Origin of the sequence: Klebsiella sp. 1SOBk10mer, assembly GCF_046602535.1 — a bacterium.
Classification (GTDB): domain Bacteria; phylum Pseudomonadota; class Gammaproteobacteria; order Enterobacterales; family Enterobacteriaceae; genus Klebsiella; species Klebsiella quasipneumoniae.
On record NZ_JBKIUP010000002.1, the window covers coordinates 601,647 to 618,059 of the forward strand.

Annotated in this window: 14 protein-coding genes and 1 other annotated feature; of the genes, 4 read left to right on the forward strand and 10 right to left on the reverse strand. The window is 59.0% G+C overall.

Annotated elements, in window-relative coordinates:
* Positions 1–138 precede the first annotated feature (138 nt).
* Entirely contained in the window at positions 139–1,815 is a 1,677-nt protein-coding gene (ybaL, locus tag ACLH1I_RS08600; protein WP_004204732.1) for a YbaL family putative K(+) efflux transporter, read from the forward strand.
* A gap of 34 nt (positions 1,816–1,849) precedes the next feature.
* Here ybaL and ACLH1I_RS08605 read toward each other — a convergent pair whose 3' ends face one another.
* From ACLH1I_RS08605 to ACLH1I_RS08645, 9 genes are all read right to left on the reverse strand, one after another.
* A complete protein-coding gene (locus ACLH1I_RS08605) occupies positions 1,850–3,154 on the reverse strand; it encodes an inosine/guanosine kinase (protein ID WP_032455647.1) in 1,305 nt (434 codons plus the stop codon).
* A 63-nt stretch (positions 3,155–3,217) separates the two neighbouring features.
* Entirely contained in the window at positions 3,218–4,180 is a 963-nt protein-coding gene (gene hemH / locus ACLH1I_RS08610) for a ferrochelatase (RefSeq protein WP_198079556.1), read from the reverse strand.
* A 128-nt stretch (positions 4,181–4,308) separates the two neighbouring features.
* Positions 4,309–4,953, reverse strand: a complete 645-nt coding sequence (gene adk / locus ACLH1I_RS08615) for an adenylate kinase (RefSeq protein ID WP_002892184.1) — start codon at positions 4,951–4,953, stop codon at positions 4,309–4,311.
* Positions 4,954–5,175: 222 nt separating this feature from the next.
* Positions 5,176–7,050, reverse strand: coding sequence for a molecular chaperone HtpG (gene htpG / locus ACLH1I_RS08620; protein ID WP_004177228.1), 1,875 nt, complete (start codon positions 7,048–7,050; stop codon positions 5,176–5,178).
* A gap of 111 nt (positions 7,051–7,161) precedes the next feature.
* Positions 7,162–7,767, reverse strand: coding sequence for a recombination mediator RecR (gene recR / locus ACLH1I_RS08625; RefSeq protein ID WP_002892177.1), 606 nt, complete (start codon positions 7,765–7,767; stop codon positions 7,162–7,164).
* The gene (locus ACLH1I_RS08630; RefSeq protein ID WP_002892173.1) at positions 7,767–8,099 is read right to left on the reverse strand and encodes a YbaB/EbfC family nucleoid-associated protein; all 333 of its coding nucleotides are present in this window, start codon (positions 8,097–8,099) and stop codon (positions 7,767–7,769) included. The genes recR and ACLH1I_RS08630 overlap by 1 nt, the downstream gene beginning before the upstream one ends.
* A gap of 57 nt (positions 8,100–8,156) precedes the next feature.
* Positions 8,157–10,064, reverse strand: a complete 1,908-nt coding sequence (gene dnaX, locus ACLH1I_RS08635) for a DNA polymerase III subunit gamma/tau (protein ID WP_049117061.1) — start codon at positions 10,062–10,064, stop codon at positions 8,157–8,159.
* Positions 8,760–8,824 (reverse strand) — a sequence feature (DnaX frameshifting element). Its footprint overlaps the gene before it by 65 nt.
* 92 nt (positions 10,065–10,156) lie before the next feature.
* A complete protein-coding gene (apt, locus tag ACLH1I_RS08640) occupies positions 10,157–10,708 on the reverse strand; it encodes an adenine phosphoribosyltransferase (protein WP_004204738.1) in 552 nt (183 codons plus the stop codon).
* Between the two features lie 150 nt (positions 10,709–10,858).
* The gene (locus tag ACLH1I_RS08645; protein WP_004204740.1) at positions 10,859–11,236 is read right to left on the reverse strand and encodes a DUF454 family protein; all 378 of its coding nucleotides are present in this window, start codon (positions 11,234–11,236) and stop codon (positions 10,859–10,861) included.
* A gap of 69 nt (positions 11,237–11,305) precedes the next feature.
* On the opposite strand from ACLH1I_RS08645, the gene priC reads away from it, so the two are divergent.
* The 3 genes from priC to ACLH1I_RS08660 all read left to right on the forward strand — a co-directional run bounded on the left by priC (position 11,306) and on the right by ACLH1I_RS08660 (position 12,998).
* Positions 11,306–11,833 carry a primosomal replication protein N'' gene (gene priC / locus ACLH1I_RS08650; RefSeq protein WP_004204741.1) on the forward strand — a complete coding sequence of 176 codons (528 nt, stop codon included), beginning with the start codon at positions 11,306–11,308 and terminating at the stop codon, positions 11,831–11,833.
* 12 nt (positions 11,834–11,845) lie between these two features.
* Positions 11,846–12,019 (forward strand): pleiotropic regulatory protein RsmS, encoded by a 174-nt coding sequence (rsmS, locus tag ACLH1I_RS08655; protein WP_004204742.1) that lies wholly within the window; start codon positions 11,846–11,848, stop codon positions 12,017–12,019.
* A 67-nt stretch (positions 12,020–12,086) separates the two neighbouring features.
* Complete coding sequence (locus ACLH1I_RS08660) at positions 12,087–12,998, forward strand: Rpn family recombination-promoting nuclease/putative transposase (protein ID WP_198079555.1); 912 nt, start codon at positions 12,087–12,089, stop codon at positions 12,996–12,998.
* A gap of 35 nt (positions 12,999–13,033) precedes the next feature.
* Here ACLH1I_RS08660 and mscK read toward each other — a convergent pair whose 3' ends face one another.
* Entirely contained in the window at positions 13,034–16,381 is a 3,348-nt protein-coding gene (gene mscK, locus ACLH1I_RS08665; RefSeq protein ID WP_198079554.1) for a mechanosensitive channel MscK, read from the reverse strand.
* Positions 16,382–16,413 lie beyond the last annotated feature (32 nt).

A 16,413-nucleotide genomic window follows, 5' to 3' on the forward strand; every position in this document is an offset into this window, starting at 1 on the left:
CTGTGCCTTTTCATCCCCTAATTGCATTTTTTTGCACAATTCAAGAATTATTCATAAACAAAGTGAACGTTTTTGTCATAAACTATTACGCGGACAGGGTAGCAAAATGGACCGATTCACCACTGGAAAGGAGACGGAATGCACCACGCAACACCGCTAATCACCACCATTGTCGGCGGCCTCGTGCTCGCCTTTATTCTCGGCATGATTGCCAATAAGCTACGTATTTCTCCTCTGGTGGGATATCTCTTAGCGGGCGTGCTGGCCGGACCTTTCACCCCTGGCTTTGTTGCTGACACCAAACTGGCTCCGGAACTGGCGGAACTCGGCGTGATCCTGCTGATGTTCGGCGTCGGGCTGCATTTTTCCCTCAAGGATCTGATGGCGGTAAAGTCGATCGCCATTCCCGGGGCCATCGCCCAGATAGCTGTGGCGACGCTGTTGGGTATGGCGCTCTCCGCCGCCCTTGGCTGGTCGCTGATGACCGGCATCGTCTTTGGCCTGTGTCTCTCCACCGCCAGTACCGTGGTGCTGCTGCGCGCCCTGGAGGAACGACAGCTGATTGACAGTCAGCGCGGGCAGATCGCCATCGGCTGGCTGATTGTGGAAGACCTGGTGATGGTCCTGACGCTGGTCCTGCTGCCGGCAGTGGCCGGTATGGCGGAGAAAGGCAACGTTGGCTTCGCTTCCCTCGCCCTCGACCTCGGGATCACCATTGGCAAAGTGGTGGCCTTTATCGCCATCATGATGCTGGTCGGCCGTCGGCTGGTGCCGTGGATCATGTCCCGCAGCGCGGCCACCGGCTCGCGCGAGCTGTTCACCCTGTCGGTGCTGGCCCTGGCGCTGGGCATCGCCTTCGGCGCCGTGGAGCTGTTTGATGTCTCCTTCGCCCTCGGCGCCTTCTTTGCCGGCATGGTGCTTAATGAATCCGAGCTGAGCCACCGCGCCGCCCATGACACCCTGCCGCTGCGCGACGCCTTCGCGGTGCTGTTCTTTGTCTCCGTCGGCATGCTGTTTGACCCAATGGTGCTGGTCCAGCAGCCGCTGGCGGTGCTGGCGACGCTGGCGATCATTATCTTTGGTAAATCCGCAGCCGCCTTTTTCCTCGTGCGTATGTTTGGCCACTCGCCGCGTACCGCACTGACGATTGCCGCCAGCCTGGCGCAGATTGGTGAATTTGCCTTTATTCTCGCCGGCCTGGGGATGGCGCTTAACCTGCTGCCGCAGGCCGGGCAAAACCTGGTGCTGGCCGGGGCGATCATCTCGATTATGCTCAACCCGGTGCTGTTTACCCTGCTGGAAAAATATCTCGATAAAACCGAAACCCTCGACGAGCAGACCCTGGAAGAGGTGCTGGAAGACGAGAAGCAGGTGCCGGTCGATATCTGCAACCACGCGCTGCTGGTCGGCTTCGGCCGCGTCGGCAGCCTGCTGGGCGAGAAGCTGATGGCCCAGGGGATCCCGCTGGTGGTGGTTGAAACCTCGCGCACCCGCGTGGATGAGCTACGCGAGCGCGGGATCAGCGCGGTGCTGGGCAATGCCGCCAATGAAGAGATCATGGAGCTGGCGCATCTCGACTGCGCTCGCTGGCTGCTGCTGACCATTCCCAACGGCTATGAGGCCGGCGAGATTGTCGCCTCCGCACGGGAAAAATGTCCGAATATCGAGATTATCGCCCGCGCCCATTACGATGATGAAGTGGATTACATTATCGACCGTGGGGCCAATCAGGTGGTGATGGGCGAGCGGGAAATTGCCCGCGCCATGCTGCAGCTTCTGGAAACGCCACCCGCCGGTGAAGTGGTCACTGGCTGATGTACAGCCCTCTCCCGTCGGGAGAGGGACTCGCTTATCGATCCCAGTACGCCTCTTCCAGGCTGTCCTCACGTTCCGGCAGGCCGCGGGTTAAACGCGGCGAGTGCTGGTTCAGCACCTGATAGCTCACGCGGTTGGCATATTTACACACCTGCGCCAGCGAGGAGTAGGTCAGCCATTTGCATTTGTGTTTGCTGGAGTTGGGTACGTTATTGCGATGGTAGTTATTGGCGGTGATGTCATGCAGCAGCGCCGCCAGCGCGCCGTCGCCTGCGCCGTTGGTGTTCATGATCTTCTCCGGGCCGCCCATATACGGCGCGATGTGCGAATAAATACGCAGCGGATTGACGCAGTCCTGGTGACGCATCGCGCGACTGAATTCAAACTGGTTAAATTCCGGGATCGCCCCCGGCAGCAGCGGATGCTGGGTTTTACGCTTCGCCTCTTCTTCGGTGAAGCCCGCCATATATAGCCCCGCCGGTCCGGCGGTGCACAGCACCAGGTCGACCCAGTCCAGCGCTTTGTCCGCCGCCGACAGCGGATCGGCAAAACCGGTCAGCGCTTCCCCTTCCTCTTCATTCATCGCCAGAATCGAGACATGATCCTGCAGGAACTGCTGCCACCACGCCGGGTTATCGGCAATCACGTATTTGGTACCAAGAGTTAACACCACCGGCACATCATGCTTTTTGGCATACTCGATGGCTTTCATCGTCGCGTCCGGCATCGGCTCGCCCGGCTTGCAGCGTACCAGGTAGGAGGTCAGCACCAGCGCCGAGGCGCCAGCGATCACCGCTTCCGGAATGCTTTCCGGGCGCAGCTTGTTCATATGACCCGGGCTAATGGCGAAGGTGCGCTCGCCGCTATCGCTGATCAGGGTGAAGCAGCGGCCAATGGCGCCGTCAACGCCCTGCAGATAGTTCAGATCGGTACGGCTGGAGGTATTGCACAGGTAGCGATAGGCATAGCCGCCGATTTCGATATTACTGCACATGACGCCAAGCAGCACCGAGCGATCGTCCGCCAGCACCGAGTAGTTGTGCATGGTATTGCCGATCGTGCCGCCGGCAAACTGATGAGTAATAAGATTATTGCGCACCAGCTCCTGGTACAGCGCCTCGGCGACATCATCTTCAATCACCAGAGAGTGGCCCGCGCTCAGGCCGTAGCGCACGATAAACGCCTCATCCACTTTCGCTTCGATATCCACCAGCGTCTGGTCGATACCCACCACCCAGGAGACGCTGGATTCATTCTCCGGCTGAATTTGCTGTAGCAGCGGGTCGCGGGCGTTAACGGGAAAATAGTGTTTGGATTTGCGTTTACCGGGAAATTTCATAGTGGCGCTTAAATAACAGGGAACAAGCGGGAAATAGTAGCATATTCCCCGCCCTGCGCGCGATCAGCGATAAGGCGCGGTCAGGTTGACCATCATCTCAATATGCGCGGCGTCCGCGTTAAGCGCCGGAATGTATTCATATTGCTTGCCACCCGCTTCGAGGAAGATTTCCCGGTTCTGGACGGCGATCTCTTCCAGCGTTTCGAGACAGTCGGCGGCAAAGCCCGGGCACAGCACCTGAATATGCTTCGTCCCTTTCTCGCCGAGCATCTTCAGCGTCTCATCGGTGTACGGCGTCAGCCAGGGTTCCCGGCCAAAGCGCGACTGGAAGGTCATCATCACCCGCTCCGGTGGCAGCCCCAGCGCGGAGACCAGTTCCCGCGTGGTATCACGACAGCGCTGAGGATAATCATCTCCCTGGTTGGCATAGCGCTGCGGGATCCCATGATAGGAAAGCAGCAGCAGATCCGGTTCCCCATGAACGGCAAACGAGGCGCGCACGCTGGCCGCCAGAGCATGGATATAGTCCGGGTGCCCGGCGTAATCGCGAATAAACGAGATACCGGGAATGGCGCGTTTTTTCGCGAGGATCCGCGCCAGCTCATCCCAGACGGCAGCCACCGTCGAGCAGGAATATTGCGGATACAGCGGCAGCACCACGATGTGCCCCACCCCTTGCGCCAGTAAATCATCCACCGCGCTGGCCAGCGACGGCGTTCCATAGCTCATGCCCAGCGCCACCGGGGTATCCGGCAGTCTGGCGGCCAGCGCCTGCTGCTGGCGACGGCTGTATACCATCAGCGGCGACCCCTCTTCCATCCAGACGGACTGATAGAATTTAGCCACGCGGGGAGAGCGAATCGGCAGTATGACGCCGCGCAGCAGCGGCCACCATAGCAGACGAGACGTATCCACCACCCGTTTGTCGCTGAGGAATTGTCGCAGATAACGCTTCACCGCACCGGGGGTGGGCGCATCGGGAGTGCCTAAATTGGCCAGCAAGATACCTGTTTTCGTCTGATGCATTACCGCCTCTTAACCATTTGAATCGCAGCCAATTGTAGCTGAAATGGCGCTAAACGGAACCAATCATAGCAAAAGGTAGGAATGAGAGGAGTTCTCATCCTGCCGCAGCAGGATGAGAAAAGGCTTTATCAGCCGAGGATTTTTTCCAGTTCGGCGCGCACGTCAGCCACCGCTTTGGTGCCGTCAACTTTGGCATATTTGGTGTTGCCCGCCTGCGCTTCTTTGGTGTAGTAGCCGATCAGCGGCGCCGTCATCTGATGATATTCCACCAGACGCTTACGCACGGTCTCTTCCTGGTCGTCTTTACGGGTGGTCAGCTCTTCGCCGGTCACGTCGTCTTTGCCTTCCACCTTCGGCGGATTGAATTTGATGTGGTATACGCGACCGGATGCCGCGTGAACGCGACGGCCAACGATACGGTCGACAATCAGTTCGTCCGGCACGTCGAATTCCAGCACGTAATCAACGGTAATGCCCGCTTCTTTCATGGCGTCAGCCTGCGGAATAGTGCGCGGGAAACCGTCCAGCAGGAAGCCGTTACGGCAATCTTCCTGGGCGATACGCTCTTTAACCAGCGCGATAACCAGCTCATCGGTCACCAGCTTACCGGCGTCCATGATGTCTTTCGCCTGCTTACCGAGCTCAGAGCCGGACTTTACCGCAGCGCGCAGCATATCGCCGGTGGAGATTTGCGGAATACCGTATTTCTCCATGATGAACTGAGCCTGAGTTCCTTTACCCGCGCCCGGAGCGCCAAGCAGAATAATACGCATTACGAAAATCCCCTCAAAAGTCGATTCAATTTTTCAAAAACGCTAAACCATACCACCAGAACGGCGATGGCTCAAGGAAGGCGGTGCGGCTGAAACGGTTAATGGTGAGATATTTTATGCAATCCAATGTGAAATGCCCCGTCTGAGCAAATCGCTCAGACGGGGCATTTATCCCGTTCCCGGCGTCGCGTCGCTCGGCCGGGCTACTCGTTCAGGTTCGCGTCAGGAAGCCAGCAGCTGGTTCATACGGCGGATAAACTGGTTCGGATCTTCCAGCGTGCCGCGCTCGGCCAGCAGCGCCTGATCCAGCAGCAGTTCCACCCATTCGCCGAACTGCGCGTCATCCTGGGTATCGGCTGCGCGTTTCACCAGCTGATGCGCCGGGTTCAGTTCGAAGATGTATTTCACTTCCGGCGCCGCCTGGCCCGCAGCCGCGAAAAGCTTCGCCATCTGGGTGCTCATCTCGTCGGCATCGGTGGTGACAATCGCCGGGGTATCGGTCAGACGATGGGTCAGACGCACCTCTTTGACCCGGTCGCCAAGCAGGTTTTTCACACGCTCAACGAACGGCTCCAGCGCTTTTTCGGCTTCTTTGGTGGACTCGTCCACTTCATCCGCCAGCTTGTCCAGCGACTCGTCGGCTTTAGCGACAGACTGGAACGCTTTGCCGTCGAACTCGGTCAGGTAGCTCATCATCCACTCGTCGATGCGATCGGAGAGCAGCAGCACTTCGATCCCTTTCTTACGCAGCAGCTCGAGGTGCGGGCTGCTCTTCGCCGCCGCATAGCTGTCGGCAGTGATGTAGTAGATCTTCTCCTGACCTTCTTTCATGCGCGAGACGTACTCTTCCAGCGACACGGTCTGCGCGGAGGAGTCAGTATGGGTGGTCGCGAAGCGCAGCAGTTTGGCGATCGCCTCCTGGTTGCTCGGATCTTCCGCCGGACCCTCTTTCAGCACCAGGCCGAACTGTTTCCAGAAGGTCTGATATTTTTCGGCGTCGTCTTTCGCCAGCTTATCCAGCATCTGCAGCGCGCGTTTGGTCAGCGCGGTGCGCAGGTTGCGGGTCACGCTGCTGTCCTGCAGAATTTCACGGGAGACGTTCAGCGGCAGATCGTTGGAGTCTATCAGGCCGCGTACGAAGCGCAGGTAGTTCGGCATAAACTGCTCGGCGTCGTCCATGATGAACACACGCTGGACGTACAGCTTCAGGCCGTGTTTATGATCGCGGTTCCACATATCCCACGGCGCCTGCGACGGGATATACAGCAGGCTGGTGTACTCCTGCTTACCTTCCACGCGGTTGTGGCTCCAGGTCAGCGGGTCGCTGTAGTCATGGGCAATGTGCTTGTAGAATTCTTTGTATTCGTCGTCGTTAACTTCAGACTTGCTGCGAGTCCACAGGGCCTGCGCCTTGTTGATTTTTTCCCAACTGATAACGGTTTCGCCGTCTTTCTCTTCCCGTTTCTCAATCTCAACCGGCAGCGCGATATGGTCGGAATACTTGCTGATGATGGAGCGCACGCGCCAGTCGTTGAGGAAATCGTCCTCACCTTCGCGCAGATGCAGGGTGATTTCGGTCCCGCGATCGGCTTTGGTGATGTCAGCCACGGTATATTCCCCTTCGCCGGCGGATTCCCAGAACACGCCGTTCTCAGGTTTATCGCCTGCCGCACGGGTACGGACGGTCACTTTATCCGCCACGATGAAGGCCGAATAGAAGCCGACACCGAACTGGCCAATCAGCTGGCTATCTTTTGCCTGGTCGGAACCCATCGATTCGAGGAACGCTTTGGTGCCGGATTTGGCGATGGTGCCGAGATGGTCGATAACCTCTTCCCGGTTCATACCGATCCCGTTATCGGCAATGGTCAGGGTACGGTTGTCTTTATCAAACGAAACCCGCACGCGCAGCTCGCCGTCTCCCTCATACAAATCCGGCTGCGACAGCGCGCGGAAACGCAGCTTATCGGCCGCATCAGAGGCGTTGGAAATCAGCTCACGCAGAAAGATTTCTTTGTTGGAATAGAGGGAATGGATCATCAGGTGCAGAAGCTGTTTTACTTCTGACTGAAAACCACGAGTTTCTTGTCCTTTCATCTGATTCAACCTCAACAATGCCATTTTAAATGGGTAAAAAACCGTTGAGTGGGAGATGGGGACAGTGGGGAAATTTTTCAAGCGGAGGCGGCGATAGCCGCCTCCATTTGTTCAGAAAGTAATCTTGTGGCGACCGGCCAGCGAGTGGGACAGCGTGGTGCCGTCGACCATCTCCAGCTCGCCGCCCACCGGCACGCCGTGGGCGATTCGGCTGGCGTCGACGCCATACTGCGCGCACAGCTCCGCGATATAGTTGGCTGTCGCCTCGCCCTCAACGGTCGGGTTGGTGGCAAGGATCACCTCGGTGATCGACTCCGCCTCCAGCCGTTGCTCCAGGCGATCGAGCCCGATGTCATCAGGCCCGATGCCGTCGAGCGGCGACAGGTGCCCCATCAGCACGAAGTAGCGGCCGGAATACTGCCCGGTCTGCTCAATGGCGTAGATGTCCGCCGGACTCTCCACCACGCAGATCTGGCCGTTTTCCTGGCGACGCGGGTTGCTGCAGATATTGCACACCTCCTGCTCGGTGAAGGTGCGGCAATCGGCACAGTGGCCGATCTCCGACATCGCGCGCGTCAGCGCCTGCGCCAGACGCATCCCGCCGCTGCGATCGCGCTGCAGCAGGGTAAACGCCATGCGCTGCGCCGACTTCGGGCCGACGCCCGGCAGACAGCGCAGTGCTTCCATAAGCTGAGTTAACAGCGGGCTGGTTTGCATCAGAACGGCATCTTGAAGCCTGGCGGCAGCTGCATACCGGCAGAGACGGAAGCCATCTTCTCTTTCTGAGTCTCTTCGATACGGCGCGCAGCGTCGTTGAACGCGGCAGCCACCAGATCTTCCAGCATCTCTTTGTCATCTTCCAGCAGGCTTGGGTCGATCTCCACGCGGCGGCAGTTGTGCGCGCCGTTAATGGTCACTTTCACCAGACCCGCGCCGGATTCGCCGGTCACTTCCAGCTGAGCGATCTCTTCCTGCATCTTCTGCATTTTTTCTTGCATCTGCTGGGCCTGCTTCATCAGGTTACCCAGGCCGCCTTTTCCACCAAACATAGGCTTCTCTCTCAGTCAGTCATCATTAAAGGTACTGACTGCAAGTCAAACTTGCAGTCAAATGGGGCGGATACTCTCTTCATCCAGATCGGCGTCAAAGAAACGACGCAGGGTCTGAATGTTATTATCCGCAATAATCGCTTCGCGCGCCTGCGCGAGCTTCTCTTCATAAATAGCCTGCCGCCACTCCAGCGGCGTGCGCATCGCGGGATTATCGTCTTCCACGATGGTCAATTCAACGGGCGTACCGTACAACACCCCCAGCGCTTCAGCCAGCTTTTGCTGTGCGCCGGCGGAATTGAGGTGGCGCTGGCTGGAGCGCAGATGCAGACAGACGCGATTGCCCTCCTGCTCTTTCCACGCGTTGAGCGCCACCTGCTCGACCAGCTTCGGTACTGCCAACTGGCTCACTTCTGCCGCCCAGCTGTCGCGCTCGACCGCTTCAACGGCAAGCTTGGCCGCCAGCTCAGGCGTTTTTTCATGCTCCAGCGCTTTTTTCAGCGCTTTAGGCGTGGCGACTTCGACTTTGGTCTCTTCAACCACCGTCGTCGCCTTCCAGCGATAAGCCTCTTTCTTCGCCGGGGCCTGCTCCAGCGCCGCCGCGGCCGGACGAGCCTGGACGCGCTCGGTAATCGAACTCAGTCGCTCCAGCGCAGCGTTATTCACCGGCCGCGCGCGGGAAGCGGCTGCCGGTTCACTCTTTTTTGGGGTGGTTGCTCCCTGGCTGCGCTGCAGGTGGCTGCGGGCCGCCAGCACCTGGCTGGTGGTCGGCGGCAAACTCTGCGGCGGCTGTGGCGGCGGCGCTGCGGGGGAAACCGGCTGGCGCGGCGCGGGCGCGGCGGCCTGCGCCGGCTGCACCTCGGGCTCCGGCAGCGGCTTACGCGGATGAAACGCCAGGGCGCGCAGCAGCGTCATTTCGACGCCCATCCGCCGGTCCGGGGCATAGGGTAGCTCTTTGCGGCCAATCAGCAGCGTTTGGTAGTAGAGCTGAACGTCGCCCGGCGGTACGGTGCGCGCCAGTTCGCGCATCCGCACTTCGACCGCGGCCATGTCGGTGCCCAGCGCCGAAGGGGACAGCTGAACCATGGCGATGCGGTGCAGCAGGCTCTGCATCTCCACCAGCAGCGCCTCCCATTCAACGCCGCGCGCGGCGGCGTCATTGACGCCCGCCATGACTCGCTCGCCATCGGCGGCGACCAGGGCTTCAATCAACGACAGTGCCTGATCGTCATCGAGGGTGCCGAGCATGGTGCTCACCGACGCCGCCGTCAGTTGCCCTTCTCCACTGGCAATAGCCTGATCGGTCAGGCTTAAGGCATCGCGCAGGCTGCCGTCGGCGGCGCGCGACAACAGCTGCAGCGCGCGGGGCTCGAAGGCAATCTGCTCTTCGCCAAGAATATGCTCCAGCTGATGGCGGATCTGTTCAACGTCCAGCGCCTTCAGGTGGAACTGCAGGCAGCGGGATAAGATCGTCACCGGCAGCTTCTGCGGATCCGTCGTCGCCAGCAGGAATTTGACGTGCGCCGGCGGCTCCTCCAGCGTTTTTAATAACGCATTGAAGCTGTGGCGCGACAGCATATGAACTTCGTCGATGAGATAGACCTTGAAGCGGCCCCGGGCCGGCGCGTACTGGACGTTATCCAGCAGGTCGCGGGTATCTTCGACTTTGGTGCGTGAGGCGGCGTCAATCTCAATCAGATCGACAAAGCGCCCCTGTTCAATTTCCCGGCAGTTATCGCACACGCCGCAGGGGGTGGCGGTGATGCCGGTTTCACAGTTTAACCCTTTCGCCAGCAGGCGGGCGATGGAGGTCTTACCGACTCCGCGGGTACCGGAAAAGAGATAAGCGTGATGAATGCGCCCTAACGACAAGCCGTTCGCCAGTGCGGTCAGCACATGTTCCTGGCCGACGACGTCAGCAAAGGTTTGTGGGCGCCATTTACGGGCTAAGACCTGATAACTCATGGGCTGGCTCTGAAACGCTGGAAGGTGAAATCACGAAGGGGTCATGCTATCACAGCCCCGCCCGATCGGCGAGGCTATGTGGAGGGATTTGCTTAGTGGCCCGGGAACGGCACCAGACTGAAGCAGTGGATCCCCAGCTTCTCCAGGCGCTGTTCGCCGCCCAGATCGAAGAGATTGATAATGAAAGCGGCATCCTGCACTTCGCCGCCGAGACGGCGGATCAGTTTGACCGTCGCGTCGATGGTTCCGCCGGTCGCCAGCAGATCGTCCACCACCAGCACTTTGTCGCCCGGTTTGATGGCGTCAACGTGGATCTCCAGCTGATCGGTGCCGTATTCCAGCTCATAGCTCTCAGCGATGGTTTCACGCGGCAACTTACGCGGCTTGCGTACCGGAACAAAGCCCACGCCCAGCGCCAGCGCAACCGGTGCGCCGAAAAGGAAGCCACGCGCCTCAGTCCCTACCACTTTGGTAATTCCCGCGTCTTTGTAGCGCTCGGTCAGCAGTTCAATGCTGAGCGCGTAAGCTTTCGGGTCTTCCAGTAAACTGGTGACATCGCGGAAAAGAATGCCCGGTTTTGGATAATCCTCGATACTCTGGATGCTGTTCTTCAGATATTCAAGCTGCTGTGCAGTTGCGGTCATAAGTGTATGCCTGATTGAAACGGTGTTACCCACGGGCGTGCAAAAGGGGCCAAAGAAACATTTGTTTAACCTTTGACCAGGCTTACCCGCGCTCGAAAACGCCAGAATTTACTGGCTGTCAGCAACAATTGCAACAGGCATTATTGCGCATCAGTGCTTTTGTTGCTTTGCGTCAACCACCGGAATGCGCCACATAAAGATCAGCAGACAGGCCAGAATGACCAACAGCATGATGCGCACCCACGTAAGCTTAACCAGCCACAGCGAAATAGCAAAAGTCGCCACGATCATGGCAATGGCGCGCGGTTTGGCGCCGCGAGGCATGGCGCGGTACTGTTGCCAGTGGCGAAGATAGCCGCCGAACCATGAGCGATACAGCAGCCACTGGTGAAAGCGCGGCGATGAGCGGGCAAAGCACCAGGCAGCAAGCAGAATAAACGGCGTCGTCGGCAGCAACGGTAAGAAGACGCCCAGCGTACCCAGCGCTACCGCCAGCCAGCCGATAATGGTTAAAATAACAGGTGGCATAATGCGAATCGTTATCAAACAGATACGGCTACTGTAGCACAGTTGGCTGATGGAGAATGGAGGGGGTTGGTGAAAACAGCTCAACTTTTACAAACGCTGAACAATCAGCTCAGCGAGCTGGCCGCGCAGGTGGCGCCGCTGGCGGAGCACGCGACCCTCAGCCCGCGCTTTGACCGCCAGCTCTTCCACACCCGCAGCACGCTGATGCAGGCCTATCTGGCGGAAGCCCAACACAACTTTCACCAGCTCCGCCAGGCCGTCGAGCGCCAGCAGTTGCCGCAGGTAGCCTGGATCGCCGAGCGTCTGGCGGCGCAAATCGCTGCGCTGCGTCGCGAAACCGCCACCTGGTCGCTGCGCAGTTGGGACCATGCCTCGCCAACGCTGAGCCGCTGGCAGCGCCGTCGCCTACAGCATCAGGAGTATGAGCGCCGCCTGCTGGCGATGCGCGACCAACGCCAGCGCCAGCTGACGCAGGCTACCAGCCTCGACGAGCAGCAGCGGCTGGCCAGGGAAGTCGAGGTCTACAGTGGACGGCTGGCGCGCTGCCGACAGGCGCTGGATAAGATTGAAAACGTACTGGCGCGGCTGACGCGCTAACAGGAGAGTCCGATGTCGCTGGAAAATGCCCCCGATGAGGTCAAACTGGCCGTCGATTTAATCATGTTGCTGGAATCACATCAGATCCCGGCGCAAACCGTGCTGGACGCGCTGGAAATTGTCAGGCGGGATTATGCAAACAAGTTAAAAAACGCGGAAAGCGCCTCGCAAACGCCGCAGAAGTAAGATGTTGCCCACGGCGGAGTGCTGGCAGAGTGGTCCTCTGCGCATGACGCCGATGGAGGCAATATTGATGGAAAAGGTCAGTCAAACCCCGCACGATGCGGTTTTTCGCCAGATGCTGATGCATCATGCGGTGGCGAAGGATTTCCTGCAGCTGTATCTGCCCGCGCCGTTTCTGGCAATCTGCGAGCTGGAGTCGCTGCAGCTGGTCTCCGGTAGCTTTGTTGAAGAGGACCTGCGCGCCAGCTATTCCGATATCCTTTACTCACTGCGCACCCGCCACGGACCGGGCTATGTTTACGCGCTGATTGAGCACCAGAGTACCCCGGACAAGCTGATGGCGTTTCGCCTGCTGCGCTACGCGCTGGCCGCCATGCAGCGTCATCTGGACGCTGGCCACGACACGCTGCCGCTGGTGGTGCCGATTCTGTTTTATCACGGCAAGGTCAGCCCCTGGCCCTGGCCCCGCAACTGGCAACAGCTATTCGCCGAACCGGCGCTGTCGAAGGCGCTCTATAGCGGTGATTTTCCGCTGGTGGACCTCACCGTTATGCCAGATAATCAGATAGTCCGTCATCGGCGAATGGCCATGCTGGAGCTGTTGCAAAAGCATATCCGCCATCGCGATCTGGCCGAGCTGCAGGTGCCGCTGATTGCGCTGATGACGCAAGGCTATCTGACAGAAGCGCAGTTGAATACGCTGCTGCGCTATATGTTGCAGGCGGGTACAACGGAACATCCGGGGGCGCTGATCCGCGCGCTGGCGGCGCAGTCGCCCAGGCATAAGGAGCTGATGATGACCATTGCCGAATGGCTGGAAGAGAAAGGCCGTAAACAGGGGCAGCAGGAGGGCGAGCAGGAAGGTCGAGAAGCCGCCACTCGCAGCATCGCCGCCAGAATGCTGGCGCGCGGCCTCGAACGACAAATCGTGCGGGAACTCACCGGGCTTAGCGACGAGGAGCTCGCCGCGCTGGCGCCCTGATGCAGCAGGGGCGGCGTTGCGCCGCCCCTCTTCAGTTAAGACGCGACGGAGGGAGCTAAATCGTCGCCCTTTCCATCCCGCTTCACTTCCGTGACTTCATCACCCTTTTCATTTCGCAGATGGACTTCTAGCTGGTTAAAGGCAATGTTGATGTCATTCTCCCGGCACAGACGGTCGATGGCGCGGTTGAGCTCATCCACCGTGTAGCTGCGATCGCGCAGTTCACGGACATACAGGCGTAGTTCATGATCCAGCGTACTGGGGCCGAAGGTGGTGAAGAAGACCGCCGGCGCTGGCTCCTGCATCACTTTCGGATGATCGTGCGCCACCTTCAGCAGCACCTCCTTCACCTTATCCAGGTCGGAACCGTAGGCGACGCCGAGGCGGATTACCACGCGGGTCACGGTGTCGGAGAGCGACCAGTTGATCAAGCGCTCGGTAACGAACGCCTTGTTCGGGATGATCACCTCTTTGCGATCGAAGTCGGTAATGGTGGTGGCGCGAATACGGATTTTGCTTACCGTACCGGAGAAGGTGCCGATAGTCACCGTATCCCCAATGCGCACCGGACGTTCGAACAGAATAATCAGGCCGGAGACAAAGTTACCGAAGATCTCCTGCAGACCAAAACCCAAACCAACCGACAGCGCGGCCGCCAGCCATTGCAGTTTGTCCCAGGAGACGCCCAGCGATCCGAATACCGTCATCGCCCCAATGGCGATAATCGCATAGTTAAGAATGGTGGTGATGGCGTAGGAAGTCCCCTGGCGCATATTGAGCCGCGACAGGACCAGCACCTCCAGCAGCCCCGGCAGGTTGCGGATTAGCGCCCAGGCAACCATCGACGCCACAATGGCAAACAGCAGGCTGCCCATCGTCACGCTGCGCACCACGCTGGCCCCCGCCTCGGTGCCGTTGTAATGCCAGAGGGTGATGCTGTCGAGATAGGCGAAAACGGTGATCAAATCCGACCAAATCGCCCAGAACATGACCGCGAACAGCGCGATCATCACCAGCATGGTGATGCGCAACGTCTGCTGGTTAACCTGTTCGAGAGCGATAGTCGGCTCCTCCTGCGGCTCAGCGCCTTCCGCGCCCTCCTTCACCAGATGCTGACGGCGCGCCAGCGCCCGGCGCCAGGCGATACGCCGCGCCGCCACGCTCAGGCCACGCAGCACGGTCTGGTACAGCAGGTTCCAGATCATTACCAGATAAACCGTCTCGATCCAGCGTCCCGCCAGGCGCAGCGTGGTGTAGAAGTAGCCGGTCGCCGTCAGCACCATCAGGGCCACCGGAACGATAGACAGCACCGTGATCGTCAGCAGGCGCAGGCTGTGCGACTCTTTATCGCGCCAGCTTTCCCGGCACATCGGCCAGACCAGCACCGCGATCAGCAGTAAGTTGAAGAAAATCACCAGCTGCCCCAGCACATCGTCCATCAGGTTCAGCGGCGACAGCTCGGAAATCACCGACCAGAAATTCAGCGGCAGCAGCGCCAGGCTGACGCGGACAATCTGCCGCCGCCAGTGGCTGGTCAACTGCGCCGGCATATTAAAGTGGCTGACCGCCACGCCGTTCTTTTCCAGCACTTTCCAGCACAGGCCAAACACCAGCCAGAACATCGCCAGTTTTTTACTGTACGCCCACAGCAGTCCGCTGATATTTAACTGCATGGTGAGTAAGATCAGGCCAATCGCCAGAATCACCAGCACCACCGGTAAGGCGCGGATCAGGTCGATAAAGATCGCCTTCGGCGTATGCAGTTGGGTATCATTGCGTAGTTGGCCTACCTGAGAAGCCAGCTTCGCCTGATAATCCTTGAGCCACTGCAAACGCCAGCGGATCAGGCCGGCAATTAGCAGCAGCGGTAATCCGGCGAGGAAAGCGATAAATACCGCCGGCCACGCTTTTTCCCAGTTCACGGTGATTTTCATCGCCTTAAACTGACCTTTCAGCGCTTCCGGGAAGGCCTTAATCCACTCCCAGTCCATCGGTTTATTGCTGTTCACCCAGAAAATTTGCTGGGTCAGGATTTCTTTCAGGCTGCTGGAGACGCTCATCAGCTGCTGCTGGTTGATCTGCAGGTTGATGGCCATCATCAGCTGGTTCCCCAGCTGTTTATTGAACTGGTCAAGCAGCTCGCGACGCATGTCGATCACTTCCAGCAGCGCGGCGTGCACTTCATCGGTTACTTCAGCGCTGTGCCCCTCTTCCAGCTTAGCGACATAGGCATCGCTCTGGAACAGGGCGTCGCGCTGCTGGTTAACTTCAAACTGTTCAAGCCGCAGGTCGGCTATGCGATTAGTCATATCCTGCAGCTCATCCGCCGACGGCAGCGTCTGCTGCTGCTGATAAAGAATGCGCGACAGCAGCAGGCTGCCCTTGAGCACGGAAATTTGCTCTTTAATATCCCGCTCAGACTGCAGAGCGCGGTCGAGCCAGTTCTTTACCTGGATATTGCGCTGCACCAGCTGGTTGCCATTCTCCGTCGCCTGGATCAGCTTCTCGCTCAACTGGTGGTTAACATCCAGCTCCTGCTTGACCAGCGGGTTGGCCTGAATACGCGTGGTTTCATCCGGCGTGACCGCCTCCTGGGCGGTTTTCTCAGTCAGCGTCAGCCGCTTGCTGTTCACCGCCTCCTGCAGCAGCTGCAGCTGATGCTCCAGCCGGTTGCTCCAGGCGGTGACGTAGTCACGCTGCTTCTGCAGGGTATCCTGCAGGATAGTGTTGCCTTCGAGGCTCTTGCGCTGCTGCTCGATCTGCGCGTTAAGCAACGCCTGCTGGGCCTGCAGCAGCACCTGCTGGGTCGGACGCAGAGTCTCATCCCCCACCGAGGTGCCATTCAGACGATTGCGGATCTGCTGCAGCTGCTGGGAGGCGTTGTACATCGCATTTTGCACCCGTTCCGGCTGCGTTTGCAGGGAAACCAGCTGGCTGTTGTAGGTCGCCAGATCGTTTTGCGCATTCTGCAGATCGTCCAGCGTTTGGGTGACGCGTGATTCCAGCTGACGCAGGGAGAGCGTGCTCAGCGTTTTGCGCGTCGCGTCGTCGTTCGGGACATCGCTCAGATTGTTAAGGCTGTCCACCGCCTGGCGCAGCTTCGCCGGGGCTTGCTCGACCTGCTGGCGGAGCTGCATCGTCTCGCTCTTGATGCGATCGATTTTATCCAGCGTTTCCAGGGTCTGGGTCAAATCCTGCTGGACCAGTTTATCCTGCGGAGTCAGTTCTTTTTGCTTGTTTAATGTATTGAGCTGACTCTGCACCTCCGCCCGGTCAGGGAGGTCCGCGGCGCGGCCCTGAACTGGACTGAAAAGGCCAATAAAACAGAGCAGTATAATGGTAAAGATGAACGTGGCGCGTTGCCTGGAGATCGTGTGCAGCATAGTTAATATGAATGAATGCAAATGCCGGAGAA

Coding starts and splice junctions, on each gene's coding strand:
- ACLH1I_RS08660 (WP_198079555.1), top strand. CDS start 12,087: ATGGAAAAGGTCAGTCAAACCCCGCACGATGCGGTTTTTCGCCAGATG.
- ACLH1I_RS08630 (WP_002892173.1), bottom strand. CDS start 8,099: ATGTTTGGTGGAAAAGGCGGCCTGGGTAACCTGATGAAGCAGGCCCAG.
- dnaX (WP_049117061.1), bottom strand. CDS start 10,064: ATGAGTTATCAGGTCTTAGCCCGTAAATGGCGCCCACAAACCTTTGCT.
- hemH (WP_198079556.1), bottom strand. CDS start 4,180: ATGCATCAGACGAAAACAGGTATCTTGCTGGCCAATTTAGGCACTCCC.
- rsmS (WP_004204742.1), top strand. CDS start 11,846: ATGTCGCTGGAAAATGCCCCCGATGAGGTCAAACTGGCCGTCGATTTA.
- ACLH1I_RS08605 (WP_032455647.1), bottom strand. CDS start 3,154: ATGAAATTTCCCGGTAAACGCAAATCCAAACACTATTTTCCCGTTAAC.
- apt (WP_004204738.1), bottom strand. CDS start 10,708: ATGACCGCAACTGCACAGCAGCTTGAATATCTGAAGAACAGCATCCAG.
- recR (WP_002892177.1), bottom strand. CDS start 7,767: ATGCAAACCAGCCCGCTGTTAACTCAGCTTATGGAAGCACTGCGCTGT.
- ACLH1I_RS08645 (WP_004204740.1), bottom strand. CDS start 11,236: ATGCCACCTGTTATTTTAACCATTATCGGCTGGCTGGCGGTAGCGCTG.
- ybaL (WP_004204732.1), top strand. CDS start 139: ATGCACCACGCAACACCGCTAATCACCACCATTGTCGGCGGCCTCGTG.
- htpG (WP_004177228.1), bottom strand. CDS start 7,050: ATGAAAGGACAAGAAACTCGTGGTTTTCAGTCAGAAGTAAAACAGCTT.
- mscK (WP_198079554.1), bottom strand. CDS start 16,381: ATGCTGCACACGATCTCCAGGCAACGCGCCACGTTCATCTTTACCATT.
- adk (WP_002892184.1), bottom strand. CDS start 4,953: ATGCGTATTATTCTGCTTGGCGCTCCGGGCGCGGGTAAAGGAACTCAG.